The sequence below is a fragment of the Rhodococcus sp. SORGH_AS_0301 genome (genome assembly GCF_030818285.1).
In the GTDB taxonomy this organism is placed as follows: domain Bacteria; phylum Actinomycetota; class Actinomycetes; order Mycobacteriales; family Mycobacteriaceae; genus Rhodococcoides.
This window is the reverse complement of sequence record NZ_JAUTAC010000002.1, coordinates 2,262,107-2,275,611: the sequence shown is the minus strand read 5'-3', so window position 1 is coordinate 2,275,611 and position 13,505 is coordinate 2,262,107. Positions and strand designations below refer to the sequence as shown.

The 13,505-nt window shown below is 69.2% G+C and carries 12 protein-coding genes; 4 read left to right on the top strand and 8 right to left on the bottom strand.

The window, feature by feature from the left end:
- Positions 1–37: 37 nt before the first annotated feature.
- Positions 38–640, bottom strand: coding sequence for a hypothetical protein (locus QE397_RS11260; RefSeq protein ID WP_082544656.1), 603 nt, complete (start codon positions 638–640; stop codon positions 38–40).
- A gap of 71 nt (positions 641–711) precedes the next feature.
- Here QE397_RS11260 and QE397_RS11255 point away from each other — a divergent pair, with 71 nt between their 5' ends.
- The 3 genes from QE397_RS11255 (at position 712) to QE397_RS11245 (ending at position 3,145) form a co-directional block, all read left to right on the top strand.
- Positions 712–1,866: an NAD(P)H-binding protein gene (locus QE397_RS11255; RefSeq protein ID WP_056447708.1), complete on the top strand. Its 1,155-nt coding sequence runs from the start codon at positions 712–714 to the stop codon at positions 1,864–1,866.
- Positions 1,867–1,935: 69 nt separating this feature from the next.
- On the top strand, positions 1,936–2,646 hold the full coding sequence (locus QE397_RS11250; RefSeq protein ID WP_307093379.1) for a CPBP family intramembrane glutamic endopeptidase: 711 nt from the start codon (positions 1,936–1,938) through the stop codon (positions 2,644–2,646).
- A gap of 34 nt (positions 2,647–2,680) precedes the next feature.
- Positions 2,681–3,145, top strand: a complete 465-nt coding sequence (locus QE397_RS11245) for an Lrp/AsnC family transcriptional regulator (protein WP_027503691.1) — start codon at positions 2,681–2,683, stop codon at positions 3,143–3,145.
- Here QE397_RS11245 and QE397_RS11240 read toward each other — a convergent pair.
- The 3 genes from QE397_RS11240 to QE397_RS11230 are packed head-to-tail and all read right to left on the bottom strand — an operon-like array spanning position 3,133 to position 8,046.
- Positions 3,133–5,835, bottom strand: a complete 2,703-nt coding sequence (locus tag QE397_RS11240) for a molybdopterin-dependent oxidoreductase (RefSeq protein ID WP_307093375.1) — start codon at positions 5,833–5,835, stop codon at positions 3,133–3,135. The two genes, QE397_RS11245 and QE397_RS11240, sit on opposite strands and share 13 nt — an antisense overlap.
- Complete coding sequence (locus tag QE397_RS11235) at positions 5,832–6,644, bottom strand: xanthine dehydrogenase family protein subunit M (RefSeq protein WP_307093373.1); 813 nt, start codon at positions 6,642–6,644, stop codon at positions 5,832–5,834. The genes QE397_RS11240 and QE397_RS11235 overlap by 4 nt, the downstream gene beginning before the upstream one ends.
- Positions 6,645–6,648: 4 nt before the next feature.
- The gene (locus QE397_RS11230) at positions 6,649–8,046 is read right to left on the bottom strand and encodes an 8-oxoguanine deaminase (RefSeq protein ID WP_307093371.1); all 1,398 of its coding nucleotides are present in this window, start codon (positions 8,044–8,046) and stop codon (positions 6,649–6,651) included.
- 113 nt (positions 8,047–8,159) lie between these two features.
- On the opposite strand from QE397_RS11230, the gene QE397_RS11225 reads away from it, so the two are divergent.
- A complete protein-coding gene (locus QE397_RS11225; protein WP_307093370.1) occupies positions 8,160–9,713 on the top strand; it encodes a PucR family transcriptional regulator in 1,554 nt (517 codons plus the stop codon).
- Here QE397_RS11225 and pucL read toward each other — a convergent pair.
- From pucL to QE397_RS11205, 4 genes are read right to left on the bottom strand one after another with little or no spacing between them, the layout of a single operon-like run.
- Complete coding sequence (pucL, locus tag QE397_RS11220) at positions 9,695–10,615, bottom strand: factor-independent urate hydroxylase (protein WP_307093367.1); 921 nt, start codon at positions 10,613–10,615, stop codon at positions 9,695–9,697. The two genes, QE397_RS11225 and pucL, sit on opposite strands and share 19 nt — an antisense overlap.
- A gap of 4 nt (positions 10,616–10,619) precedes the next feature.
- Positions 10,620–10,943, bottom strand: a complete 324-nt coding sequence (uraH, locus tag QE397_RS11215) for a hydroxyisourate hydrolase (protein ID WP_027503685.1) — start codon at positions 10,941–10,943, stop codon at positions 10,620–10,622.
- Positions 10,940–11,449, bottom strand: coding sequence for a 2-oxo-4-hydroxy-4-carboxy-5-ureidoimidazoline decarboxylase (gene uraD / locus QE397_RS11210; RefSeq protein WP_307097515.1), 510 nt, complete (start codon positions 11,447–11,449; stop codon positions 10,940–10,942). The genes uraH and uraD overlap by 4 nt, the downstream gene beginning before the upstream one ends.
- Positions 11,450–11,479: 30 nt before the next feature.
- A complete protein-coding gene (locus tag QE397_RS11205; protein WP_307093363.1) occupies positions 11,480–13,384 on the bottom strand; it encodes a solute carrier family 23 protein in 1,905 nt (634 codons plus the stop codon).
- Positions 13,385–13,505 lie beyond the last annotated feature (121 nt).

Genomic DNA, 13,505 nt, shown 5'->3' with positions numbered 1-13,505 from the left:
ACTCTGGACGTACTCGCGAGGTGTGGCGGCGCGACGATCAGTCGTGCAGGCGTTCCTCGCCGCGATTGCGGAAGAACTTGAACCCCGGGATTCCGATGACGGCCTTGCGCACGTCCTTGGTCACCTCGAGCAACTCGTGGATCTCGGGGGAGACCGTGTCGAGCGTCGCGAGGATCGGCATGATCCCCTCCATCCGCTGCACCAGCTCCGGCAGCTGGTCCACGAGCTTCACCGCCGCCTCCACCTCGGCCTCGGAGAAGTTGTCCACGAAGGTGCGGCCCAGCGGGATCGCGCGCGCGGTGATGGGTTCGAGCTCGGAGATCATCGCCAGCGCCTTGGACGAGGCGGACTCCGCTCCGACGATGACGCCCTGCGCGTCCTCGGTGGTGGCCGAGACCTTGCCGATGACCGTCTGGGCCTGGTCGGTGATGCGCTCGATCGCGGCGATGACCTCGTCGACACGAACGAACAGGTCGTCGATCCGCCGGGGCAGCTGAGCGACGAACGCGACGGTGTCGAGCGACCAGAGAACGGTCCCGCGGGCGAGTCCGAGCATGTTGCCGAGTGACGGTACGGGCAGCCGGACGGTACGCACCGACAGATCGTTGTCGGGTGCTCGGTGTCGATCCACGTCGGCCATGAGCACAGTCTGCACGGTGACGCCCCTCACGCGGCGGTATGCGAGCGCACCGCACCCGTAATGTCGAGAGCATGACTGCTTTCGTGACCGGGGCCAGCGGCTACATCGGTTCTCGCCTCGTCGACGCGCTCGTGTCGGCCGACGAGAGCGTCGTCGTGGGCTCGCGCACGCCGGAGAGGCTGACCGCCTTCGACTGGCACGACGACGTGCGGGCGGTGCGACTCGATGTGACCGACGCCGACTCGTGCGCCGAGGCGCTGTCCGCGGAGGACATCGACGTCGCGTACTACCTGGTGCACGCCATCGGGGAATCCGGCTACCGGGCCACCGACCTCGCGTCCGCCCGGCACTTCGCCGAGGCGGCACGCGCCGCGGGTGTCCGCCGCATCGTCTACCTCGGTGGCTTCGTCCCCGAGGGCGAGAAGCTGTCCGAGCACCTCGCGAGCCGCGCCGAGGTGGGCGAGGCGCTCACCATCGACGGCATCGAGGTGGTGTGGCTGCGCGCCGCCATCGTCATCGGCGCCGGATCGACGTCCTTCGAGATGATCCGGTACCTCGCGGACCGGCTGCCTGTGCTGCCGCTCCCGAGCTGGTTGAGCAAGCCGGTGCAGCCGATCGCCGTCGACGACGTCGTGCACTATCTCCTCGCGTGCGCGTCACCCGACGTGCCCGCCGACGCGTACGACATCGCGGGCCCCGAGATCCTTCCGTACAAGGACCTCGTCTTCGCCTACGTCCGCGCCGCCGAGCTGCATCGTCTGGGTGTGCCCACCCCGGGCATCCCGACCAAGCTCGCGGCTCTCGTGATCGGCCGACTGATCCCGGTTCCGGGACTGCTCGCCGACGACCTGGTGCAGTCTCTCGTGAACTCGATGACCGCCTCGGAGAACCGCATCTCGGAGTTCGTCCCCGAGCCCGAGGGCGGTCTCACCGACGTCGACGACGCCATGCGCCGAAGCCTGCTCGGCGCGAGCGCCACCCGCGGCCTGGCCACGACGCCCGACTCGCTGCGCCTGGTGTCCTCGGACGCGGAGTGGACCGGCGGCGACGTCCGCAGCATTCGCCGCCGCGGCGCCGAACTGCTGAGCGAGGACGGGTGGAAGCTCGCCGAGGCACTCGGCATCGGCGCGGTGCTCTACTCGTGGCCCGTCGCTCCGGTCGTCCGGACCAATCTGGACGTGGTTGCCGCGGTCTCGTCCCGGGTACGGTCTCTTCTGAAGTTCTAGTCGGTCTCTCGTTCACCGACCGCAAGTTCCGACACGACCGACAGGTTCGACGAGCCGGAGGAGTACTTCATGGTGTCCTGGCAGATAAGGGCCGAATCCATCGTGCGCAACGCGCTGGTGGACAAGGTCGACCGCGACCATCACGAGACCGATCGCGCCTTCCTACGGCGGCGCATCATCGTGGCGGTCGTGCTCGTCGTGGGCGCGACGCTGCTGGGAGTGTCGCTGTCGACCGAGCCCGGCGACCCCATGTTCTACACGCTGACCATCGCGCTGGCATTGGTGTGGATCGTCGGCGGGTTCCTGTCCGGGCCACTGCACCTCGGTCGCATCAACTTCCGCGGGACCCTGCGGCGGCCGATCATCACGCCGATCGCGATCGGTCTGGCCGCAGGTGGCGTGTTCATCCTCGGCGCACTCGTCGTGCGGGAGATCCCGCCGCTGCGGGACTTCACGGCCAACGTCCTCGATCACGCGCGCGTCGGACCGCTCGCGCTCATCGTCTTCATCACGTTGTTCAACGGGGTCGCCGAGGAGATCTTCTTCCGCGGCGCTCTGTTCTCGGCCATCGGCGTGAAGCGGCCGGTCGTCATCTCGACGATCGTCTACACCATCGCCACTCTGGCCACGGGCAACCCGATGCTCGGCTTCGCCGCCATCACCCTCGGTTTCGTGCTGGGACTCGAACGCCGGGCGTCCGGCGGCATTCTCGCGCCGATCCTGACGCACGTCGCGTGGTCGACGGTCATGGTCTTCGCCATGCCACCACTGTTCGCCTGACGCTGCCCGATCGGGACGTGGCAGGGTAGCGCCCATGACCGGTGCACGAGGCAAGTCCGTCCGCTCGGACGATCTGGACGCCACCGATCGCGTGCTGGTGGAGGAACTGATCACCGACGGCCGCGCGACTCTCGCTCACCTCGCGGAGCGGGCGGGCCTCTCGGTCTCGGCCGTGCAGTCACGAGTGCGCAGGCTCGAGTCGTCCGGGGTCATCCTCGGATACACCGCGCGCGTCGATCGGGAGGCCATCGGCCAGCCACTGTCGGCGTTCGTGGCCATCACCCCCTTGGATCCGACGGCGCCCGACGACGCGCCCGCGCGTCTGCGGCCGCTGCCCGAGGTGCAGGCGTGCCATTCCGTGGCGGGGGAGGACAGCTATGTGCTGCTGGTCCGCGTCGCGTCACCGCGGGATCTCGAGCGACTCCTGCAGCAGATCCGGACCACTGCCAACGTGCAGACCCGCAGTACCATCATTCTGCAGACCTTCTACGACTCCTGATCGCGCTGCAGCATTCTCCAGACGCGGTCAGCCGACATCGGCAGTGCGTGCGGCCGTACGCCGACGGCGTCCGTGACGGCATTGGCCAACGCCGGTGCGACGGGGTTGTACGGAGACTCGCTCATCGACTTGGCACCCAGCGGCCCGAGCGCGTCATAGGTGTCCGCGAACAACACTCGGGTCGTCGGAACGTCGGCGAGTTGCGGGATGTGGTAATTCCGTAGCGACGCTGTGGTCACGTGCCCCGTCTCGTCGAGCCTCATCTCCTCGTACAGTGCCGCGCCCAGCGCCTGCGCCACACCACCTTCCACCTGCCCACGGCACTGCACCGGATTCATCACCGTGCCGGCGTCGACGGCCTGCACGGAGTCCAGGATCGCGACGCGGCCGCTCCCGGGGTCGACCGCGACCCGAAACCCGTGGACGTTGAACACCACCGAGCGAGGCGATCCGCCGTGGTACCCGTCCGCCGCCAACGGTCCGCCGTGGGCCGCGACGATCTCGTCGAGGGAGCACAGTGCGCCGTCCACCGTGACGCCCTCCGGACCGAGCACACCCTGCGTCGGCAGCGATCCGGTCAGGCTCGATGCGGCACCGATGATGCTCTCGCGCAACGACTCCGCGGCGAGTGCGACAGCCTTGCCGGCGACCACCGTGCCCGCCGACCCGAAGGCGCCCGTGTCGTGGGAGGTGACGTCGGTGTCCGACTGTGCGATCTCGATGCGGTCGACGGTCGTGTTCAGGATCGACGCCGCGATCTGACCGTGCACCGTCGTGGTGCCGTTACCGAACTCGGCGGTGCCGACGCGCACCAGGTAGCGCGCTCCGGGCAGAGCGGTGATCGACGCGTCGGAGACGTGGCCGCGCGGCGGCACGGTGGCATTCATGCCGATGGCCACGCCGACGCCCACCTGCCATCCGTCGGGCGCCGGCGATCCGGGCTCGGCGAGTGCCTCGTCCACGAGATCGAGGCACTGGTCGAGTCCGTAACTGCCGAACAGGAGGTCGCCGTCGAGGACGTGCGCGGCGACGAACGGATCACCCGGCACGACGACGTTGCGACGCCGGAACTCGATCGGATCGATGTGCAATCGGTGCGCCAACTCGTCGAGCGCCGACTCGACGGCGAAACCGGTCTGCCCGACGCCGTATCCGCGGAACGCGCCGGACGGAATCGTGTTCGTGTACACCGCTCTCGCCTCGACGCGCTTGGCCGCGCAGCGGTAGAGGGCGATCGAGTCGGTGGAATGGTGCAGCACACCGGGACTGTGGTTGCCGTAGGCGCCGGCATCGCTCAGCACGTCGAGGGTCAGCGCGGTGAGCGTGCCGTCGGCCGTGGCGGCTGCGGTGACCGACACCTCCATGGGATGCCGACAGGGCGCGACGGTGAACTGGTCGGCACGGGAGAACTCGAGCTGTACCGGTCGACGCACCGTCAGAGCGGCGAGCGTCACGAGATCCTCGGTGAGCATCTCCTGTTTGGCGCCGAACCCGCCACCGACCCGCGTCGTGAACACGCGCACGGTGTCGGGATCGAGGTCGAAGATGTGACACAGCTCGTCCCGTACGAGGAACGGGACCTGCGAGCTCGTGCGGACGGTCAGGCGCCCGTCCTCCGCGAACCAGGCGATCGCACCGTGCGTCTCGAGGTGAGTGTGCTGCACGCGGGCGGTGCGCCACGTTCCGGTCACCACGGCGTCCGCGGCCGCCAGGCCCGCCTCGACGTCGCCGGTCGTACCGCTCACCTCGGCCACGACGTTGCGCTCGACGTCCGCGATCCTGGCCTCGGGACCCTTGCCGGCGTGGACGATCGGGGCTCCCGGTGCGAGCGCGTCCGCGGGATGCAGCACGGCGGGCAGCACCTCGTACTCGACGACGAGGCGCCGTCTGCCCTCCTCCGCGGCGGCCACCGACTCGGCGATCACCGCCGCCACCCGCTGCCCGACGTAGCGGAGCTCGCGATCCAGAACGAGTGTGTCGTCGGGATCGTCGTCCCGTGACTCGTGGCGTGCGGTGGAGAAGGCGACGGGCGGCGCGTCCTCGTGGGTGAGCACCGCGACCACGCCCTCGACGGCCAGCGCGGCCGACGTGTCGATCGAGACGATGCGCGCACGGGCGTGGGGGCTCCCCAGCACCGACAGATGCAGTAGACCCGGCATCGCGACGTCGAGCGTGTAGGGCTCCGTTCCCGTGACGACGCGAGCGCTGGCCGGCGCGGCGACGGAGCGTCCGCACGCCGGTCCCTCGGTGGACTTCTCGATGGTGCGCACACCCGTGACCGCGTCGGTGATCGCCCGATACCCGGTGCAGCGACACAGGTTTCCCTTGAGCGAGGTGTCCAGATCCTCGGTCTGCTCGTCGGTGAGGGCGGCGGCGGTGACGATCATGCCGGCCGTGCAGAAGCCGCACTGGAATCCGGCGGCGTCGACGAATCGCTGCTGCATCGGATGCAGGTCGTCCGGCGTGCCCAGCCCGGCCACCGTGGTGACCTCCCGACCTTCGGCGCGGTAGGCCGGAACGATGCACGACTGGACGGCGGCACCGTCCAGCAGCACCGAGCACGCGCCGCAGTCGCCCGCGTCGCACCCCTTCTTCACCTCGAACCGTCCGATGTCGCGCAGGGCCGTGCGCAGGCACTGGCCCGGTCGCGGCGACATCTCCACGGTCTCCCCGTTGACTCCCACTCTCATGACAGCTCCTCGCAGATCTGCTGTGCCAGCACGCCGCTCACGTGGCGTCGCCAGTCCGGTGCTCCGTGCACGTCGTCGTACCACTGGTCGGCGGGTATCGCGGCGTCGAGCAGCGCGGCCACGTCCTCGGCGTGCGGCACTGCCTCGAGTCGCAGCTGGTGCGGGCGGCGCGTCGACGCGGTGACGGTGAGGACGCACGATCCGTCGGCGTCCCGGCGACCGATCACGACGGCGCCGGAGCGCCCGCGAGGTGCCAAGGACATTCTGCGGCAGGCGAATCGGGAGCGCAGAACGGCGTCGTCGATCTCGATGCTGCGTATCACCTCGCCCGGTGCGAGCGACGTGCGCTGGGGTCCGGTGACCAGCGCCGCGACGGGCACGCGCCGTTCGTGACCGTCGGGGGTCCAGATCACCGCGACGCCGTCGAGCGCCGAACAGAGCGAGGTCATGGATCCCGCGGGAAGTCCGAGGGCGATGTTCCCACCGACCGTGGCGAACTGCTGCACCTTGAACGACGCGAGCAACGCGTCGGAGCAGAGGGCCACCAGCGACTCGAGGTCCAGCCACCGCGGCGGCCACGACATCCGACGCAGCGTGTCCACGGTGCACGTCGCGGCGATCTCCAGCCCCTCACCGACGACGACGGGTTCCCAGCCGAGGTCCGTCAGATCGACCAGTCGGTGCACCCCCACCTGCGGTTCCGAGAAGACCCACGTCCCACCTGCCACCACGGCGGTGCCGCCGTCGATGACCGAGAGATCGCCCCGCGTACGAGCCCGGACGACCTCGCGCACGGTGTTCAGGTCCACGGAATCACCGCCCGGCCTTCGTGAGCAGCGCCGTGTGCGCCGCCGCCACGTCCCGGGCCACCGTCTCCTCGTCGACGGTCATGACCACCCCGTTCTCGACCACCACCCGCCCGTGCACGAGGAGCCGTTCGAGGGGCGGCCGGTCGCCCAGTACCAACGCGGCGACGGGGTCGGTGATGCCGGCGTGGGCGGCGCCGTCGATGCGCCACAGCGCCAGATCGGCGAGCTTGCCCACCTCCAGCGAGCCGATCTCGTTCTCGCGCCCGAGGACTCGGGCACCGCCGAGTGTCGCGAGGTCGAGGCTCTCGCGCACAGTCATGGCCCGGGGTCCGCCGCGCGCCCGTGCGAACAGTGCTGCGTGGTGCGCCTCCTCGAGCATGCTGCAGGACTCGTTGCTGGCGGCACCGTCGACGCCGAGCCCCAGGGGAACCCGAGCGTCGATCAGATCGCGCGCTCGGGCGATACCGGCGCCCAGCCGCGCGTTGGACGTGGGGCAGTGGGCCGCCCCGGTTCCGGTGGCCGCCATGGTCGCGATCGCGGCGTCGTCGAGATGCACGGCGTGCGCGTACCAGACGTCGTCGCCGACCCAGCCGACCGATTCCATGTACTGCACCGGCGTCATGCCGAAGTTGCTGCGGCAGAACTCCTCCTCGTCCAGGGTCTCGGCGAGGTGTGTGTGCAACCGGACGCCCAGCTCGCGCGCCAGCGTCGCCGATTCGCGAAGGAGGTCGCCGGTGACGGAGAACGGCGAGCACGGTGCGAGAGCGATGCGCAGCATCGATCCGAAGGACGGGTCGTGCCAGCGGTCGACCGCGGCGCTGCTCGCGGCCAGGATCGCATCGAGCGACTCCACGACGCTGTCCGGCGGCAGACCACCCCGACTGTGTCCCAGGTCCATCGATCCGCGCGTCGGGTGGAACCGCAGACCGACCGTCCTCGCGGCGTCGATCTCTGCGCCCAACACGTCGCCGCCGTCGTGGGGGAAGACGTAGAGGTGGTCGGTGGTGGTGGTGCATCCGGTCGCGGCCAACCGAGCGAGCCCACCCGTCGCCGCGACGCGGACCGAGTCGGCGTCGATGCCGGCCCACACGGGATACAGCGTCGTCAACCACTCGAAGAGCGTCGAGTCCGCGGCCAGACCGCGGGTGATCCACTGATAGAGATGGTGGTGCGTGTTCACGAGGCCGGGAGTCAGGACGCAACCGCGGCCGTCGATGACGGTGACCTCCGGACCGTCGGGACGCGGCGGCGGTGTCCCGTCGCCGAGCGCCGCGATGAGCCCGTCCTCGATCAGGACCCAGCCCGCCGCCCACTCGGAGCGGGCGGGATCCACGGTGATCACGTGGGCGCCCGTGATGAGAATGCGGTCCGGCACGTCGTACTCCTGTCCTCGCTGTGTCACCGAGTCAACACCGTGTCGGCCACCCGCGCAGGGCGCGCGCCGACGAAACGTGGCCGAAACGAGCGCCGCCTACTGTCGGATCCTCCAACGACGATGCGGGCGGGTGAACGGGTGTGCTGATCCAGGACGTGCTCGACGTACCGGAACTCGCGCTGCGGCGCCTCGTCGGCACCGACGACCAACTCGGTCGGACCGTGCGGTGGGCCTTCGCGACCGATCTGCCGGACCCGTCGCGCTACATCGTGGGCGGCGAGCTGGTCGTCACCGGCATGGTGTGGCGCCGCGCGCCGGAGGACAGCGATGCCTTCGTGGCGTCGGTCGTCGCGGCGGGCGCGGTGGCGCTCGCGGCGGGCGACGAAGTGTTCGGTTCCGTCCCCGACGACGTGGTGAATGCGTGCGAGAAGTACTCGCTACCGCTGCTCGCGGTGCCCTCGGCGGTCGCGTTCGCGGACGTCATCGCGGCCGTCACCAGCCGGGTGACCGGCGATCGGGTGGCGCGGCTCTCCGCCAGTCTGGCCCGCCAGCACCGATTGCTCACCGCGGTCACCGACGGACGCGCGCTCGCGGACCTCACGCACGAGACGGCGCGGGACACGGGCGTGACCTGCCGGATCATCACCGCGGTGGGCCGGCCCGTGGTGTCCGCCGAGCCGTTGGCCACGGAGGTGGTGGACGCTCTCGTCCGCACTGCGGCGCAGAGTCTTCCGTGCCGCGTGCTCACCGAGAACACGGTGCGGTCCGTGCTGCCCGTCGGATCGAGTTTCGGTCACCGTGCGACTGCGTGGTACCTCGTCGTGGACGGTGACCACGAGTGCCTGGACGGGCAGGTTCTCGATGCGCTCGGTCAGCTGGCGAGCATCGCGGCCCTCGATCGCGTGCGCGTGGACGACGGCGCGCGGGTGCTGCGCACCATGGCCGACCGCGCGGCCGAACTCCTCGTCGACGGATCCGGAGAGCAGGCGCTGGAACGCATTCGACAGATCGGCGTCGACGTGACAGGAGACGTCGTCGCGCTGGCCGCCACCGCGGATATGCCTGTCGAGGTCCTGGCCGCGGTGCTCACCGACGCGGTGCGGGAACCGGTCGACGGTGCGGTGAGTGTGGGAGTCACCGGCGGGGACCTCGTGATCGGCGTCGTCGGGCTACCTTTCGGTCGGACGTCCACCCGCATGGCCGCCGATCTCGCCCTTGCGCTGCGTCGACTCGAGGACACCGTGACCGGACGGATCGCCGTGGGCGTGGGTACGGCTACAGAAGCCGCGGCCCTCGTCGGATGTGTGCGGACGGCACAGCATGCGCGTGAGGTGGCGGCGGCATCGGCTGACCGGATCGCCGTGCGGACCAGCGCGGACACCGGGTCGGCCGCCGTCCTGCTCTCGGTGGTGCCGGACGGACTGCGCGCTGCCTATGCCCGGCGGGTGCTCGGCGCGGTGCTCGAGCACGACAGCCGCACCGACGCGGGACTGCTGGACACGCTGCGGGCGTACCTGCACCACGACGGTTCGTGGAGTCGCACGGCGGACGCCCTCCACGTGCACGTCAACACGGTGCGGTACCGCATCGGACGGGTGGAGGCGCTGACGGACCGAGACCTGGGGACGACGGAGGACCGCACCGACGTCTTCGTCGCGTTGGCCGTGCTCGGGCCTCAGCCGACGACGCTGTAACCCCGCCAGGCGGATCCCGCGTCGGGGGCGTCCTCGCGTTCGACGGTCGCCTGGATGAGCCCGTAGGGACGGTCGTCGGCGTGGAAGACCTCGCCGTTGTTCTCGACACCGAAACGGTCGAGGTCGTACAGGAAGTGATGCTTGTTCGGTGCGCTCATCCGGATCTCCGCGATGAACGGGAATGCCTCCAGCGCAGCGCGTCCCATCGCGAAGAGTGTCTGTTGCAACGCGAGCGACTGGAGTGTGGCGAACTGCTCGATCATCACTGCCTTGACGCCGGCGTACACCTCGTCCCAGTCGACGTCGGTGGTGGTGTAGCGCCACCGGGCCTCGAGCGAGGTGGCCATGACGCGGTCATGAGTCGGGGCGAGCACGGTGTAGGAGTCCTCGAGGAAGCCGGCGAACTCGGAGCCCGTCGACTTCAGGATGATCAGATCCTTGAAACCCGCGGTGACCCAGGTCTTCTGCTCCGCTCCGGAGCCGCCCACGGTGACCGAGACGACCCGCGTCTCCTGGCCCTTGCGCACCCAGGTGTGATCGTGGGGGCGGCCGTCCACGGTGACACGCTCCCACGAGTACTCCTCGAGTTCGACCCGCGCCTCCGTCACCGGCTCGACGTCGTCGACGAAATGCCGTGCCAGATCCAGGCCGTACGATTCGAGATGCAGCAGGCCCTTCTCCTTCGCGTAGGCGTACGCGGTCTGCTTCTGGGTGTCCGTCGGCAGGACCGCGCCCTGGTCACCGACGAGATGGGCGGCGGAGAAGTCGCCCCGCAGTGCCGAGGACACGGAGATGTCCCGGATCTCGTGGCGGGCGGTGTCGCGGTAGATGCGCACCACTCGGTTCTCGGCCTTGCCGTACTGGTTGGCTCCCAGGACGATGTTCCCGGTCAGATCGGTCATGGGGTCAGCTTCCTCGATAGGTGGAGTACGCGAACGGGGACAGCAGCAGCGGAACATGGTGGTGCGCATCGACATCGAGGACGGTGAAGGTGATGGACACCTCGGGGTAGAAGGTCTGCGTCCCGGACTGCTCGAAGTACGCGGCGGTGTCGAACACGAGTGTGTAGACACCGGCCACCGCGTCGTCCGGGAGCAGTTCCTTGGCGCGTCCCTCCTCGTCGGTGATGCCGGTGGTGACCACGTCGCCGTGCTCGTCGACCACCGCGAGACCCACCCCCGTCGCCGGTGTCCCGTGCACCGCGTCGAGGACGTGGGTGCTGACACTCACTGTTCGGTCCGCTCGGTCAGCATGCGGGTCAACCTGATTCGATTGATCTTCGCCAGTTCTGTTCTCATCACGCGCCTCTCCGTCTCCGGATCGTTGTCGAGCCTCTCGGTGAGGATAGCGAGAAGCTCCGTCGCCGGTCGGCCGGTCGCACACACCAGGTACACGTGGCCGAACTTCTCCTCGTAGGTCCGGTTACCTGCCGCGAGCGCGTCCTTGACACTCTGGTCCGCCTCGCTCACCGCGGCCTGCTCGCGCTGCGACGACGAGCCGGCGGTCACCGACGCACCGATGCGCGGATGACCGTCGAGAGCCCGGTCGATCTCGGTCTCGGACAGCTCCGCCAACTCGCTGTCGGCGCGGTCGAGAAGGGCTTCGGCGCTGTCGAAGGGGCGACCGACGGCCACCCGGCGCGCCCAGATGGACGACGAGCAGCACTCGAACAAGGCGTGCATCGCGGCGCGATCGGACAGCCGATTGAATCCGTCGAGCCCGAGTGCTTCGTGCAGGAACACGAGCGTTCCCTTCTGTGGTGGGGATCAGGACAGGTCGTTCAGTCTGCCGAAACGCGCCGCGGCGATGGGATTCGCATCGGCGACCAGGTCGTCGAACCGGTGGTTCGCGATCTTCGCGACCTCGATCATGGCGAACGACCGCTCCGCACCCGGTGAGTTCTCCATCCGCGACCGCCCGTTGGCGAGCACCCGGTCGTAGTGCTCGGTCTCGGCCGCGCAGATGACGAGGGGGAAGCCGAAGTGATCCCGGTAGGCGGTGGCCAGGTCGACCACCGAGCGGTGCTCCTCGTCGCCGAGGTGCGCGAGCGAGACGTGGTCCTTGGCGAACGCGGTGCCGGTGTCGTCCTCGCTGCCCAGATCGGGGAAGGCGCTGATCAGCTCGACCTGCTCCTCCGTGGTGCCTGCGAGCAGGGAATCCTGGAACGCCTCCCGTAGTGCATGAGCATCCGCGTAGGGCCGCTGCTCGTACGCGCGACGCACCACCCAGTCCGATCCCTGCACCACGTCGCCGAACGTCGTCGAGAAGTCGTCGAGGCTCATCTCGTTGACGGCGTCGAGGGTGATCGAGTCGCCGGGGGAGCCCGCCACCGTCGCCCCGCGCGAGCCACCCACGTGGAAGAACAGGATGTTGAGGACGATCGCGGTGAACGCACCCAGCACGATGCCGCTCGAGAACAGCAGCTCGAGCCAGCTCGGGACACCCTCCGATACGGTCGGCTGGATCGTGACCAGCAGGGCCAGACCGAGACTCGTCGCGACGATGATGAGGTTGCGGTGGTCGGTGAAGTCCACCTTCGACAGGGTCTGGATGCCCACGACCGCCACGGTGGCGAAGAGCGCCAGCGCGGCGCCGCCCAGGACGGGTGACGGAATGGACGCGACCACCGCCGCCGTCTTCGGCAGCAGGCCCAGGACGATCATGATGGCACCGGCGGCGGCGACCACCCAGCGGCTGCGCACGCGCGTCAGGCGCACCAGGCCGACGTTCTCCGAAAAGGCCGTGTACGGGAACGAGTTGAAGGAGCCGCCGATCACCGTGGCCACGCCGTCGGCACGCAGGGTAGCGGCGATGTCGTCCTTCGTGATCCGCTTGCCGACGATCTCACCCGTCGCGAAGACGCTGCCCGTCGACTCGACCGCCGTGATCATCAGGACCACGATCATCGAGATGATGGCGATGACACTGAACTTGGGCGCGCCGAACAGGAACGGCTGCGTGAACCCTACCCACGACGCCTCGGAGACACCGTCGAACGTCATGTCGCCCAACACGTACGCGGTGGCGCTGCCGATGACGAGTCCCAGCAGCACAGCGATGGTGGCGGTGAAGCCGCGGAAGAACCGCTGGATCAGCACGATGATCACCAGCGTGCCGATCGCGTAGGCCATCCAGCGGCCGTTCGTCGGATCCTGTTCGTGGGTCGCAGGATTCGTGACGGCGTCGTTGACGGCCACCGGCAGCAGGGCGATACCGATGATGGCGATCACCGTCCCTGTCACCACCGGTGGGAAGAACCTCAGCAGCCTGCTGAACCAGGGGGCGATGAGAAACGTGAACAGGCCCGCCACGATGACGGCGCCGTAGACGTACAGCAGGCCCTCGGTCCCGCCGCCGTTCGCCATCGCGATCGCGATGACCGGGCTGACACCGGCGAAGGTGACGCCCTGCAGGAGCGGCAGCTTCACACCGATCTTTCGGAAGCCGACCGCCTGGATGATCGAGGCGATGCCACACGTGAACAGGTCGGCGTTGATCAGGTGGATCAACTGCTCGTTGGTGAGGCCGATGGCCCCACCGATGATGATCGGGACCAGCACCGCCCCGGCGTAGAAGGCGACGACGTGCTGGAACCCGTAGGCCGCCAGCTTGTGGGCGGGGAGAACCTCGTCGACGGGGTGACGCCGCGTGACGGCGGAGCGAACAGTCATGAGTGGACCTGGTTCCAGGCGAGGGCCGAAAAGGCCTGAGGCGGTGCCCTGCGACGGTGCAGGGCGGCGAGTGACCGGAGTGCGGTGCGATCAGACTCCGCCATGCGGGGCCACCCCGCCA

Excerpts from the sequence above, each read along its gene's own strand:
- QE397_RS11205 (WP_307093363.1), bottom strand. The coding sequence starts at position 13,384 with ATGACTGTTCGCTCCGCCGTCACGCGGCGTCACCCCGTCGACGAGGTT.
- pucL (WP_307093367.1), bottom strand. The coding sequence starts at position 10,615 with ATGACCGATCTGACCGGGAACATCGTCCTGGGAGCCAACCAGTACGGC.
- QE397_RS11245 (WP_027503691.1), top strand. The coding sequence starts at position 2,681 with ATGACCGGTGCACGAGGCAAGTCCGTCCGCTCGGACGATCTGGACGCC.
- QE397_RS11255 (WP_056447708.1), top strand. The coding sequence starts at position 712 with ATGACTGCTTTCGTGACCGGGGCCAGCGGCTACATCGGTTCTCGCCTC.
- QE397_RS11250 (WP_307093379.1), top strand. The coding sequence starts at position 1,936 with ATGGTGTCCTGGCAGATAAGGGCCGAATCCATCGTGCGCAACGCGCTG.
- QE397_RS11240 (WP_307093375.1), bottom strand. The coding sequence starts at position 5,835 with ATGAGAGTGGGAGTCAACGGGGAGACCGTGGAGATGTCGCCGCGACCG.
- QE397_RS11260 (WP_082544656.1), bottom strand. The coding sequence starts at position 640 with ATGGCCGACGTGGATCGACACCGAGCACCCGACAACGATCTGTCGGTG.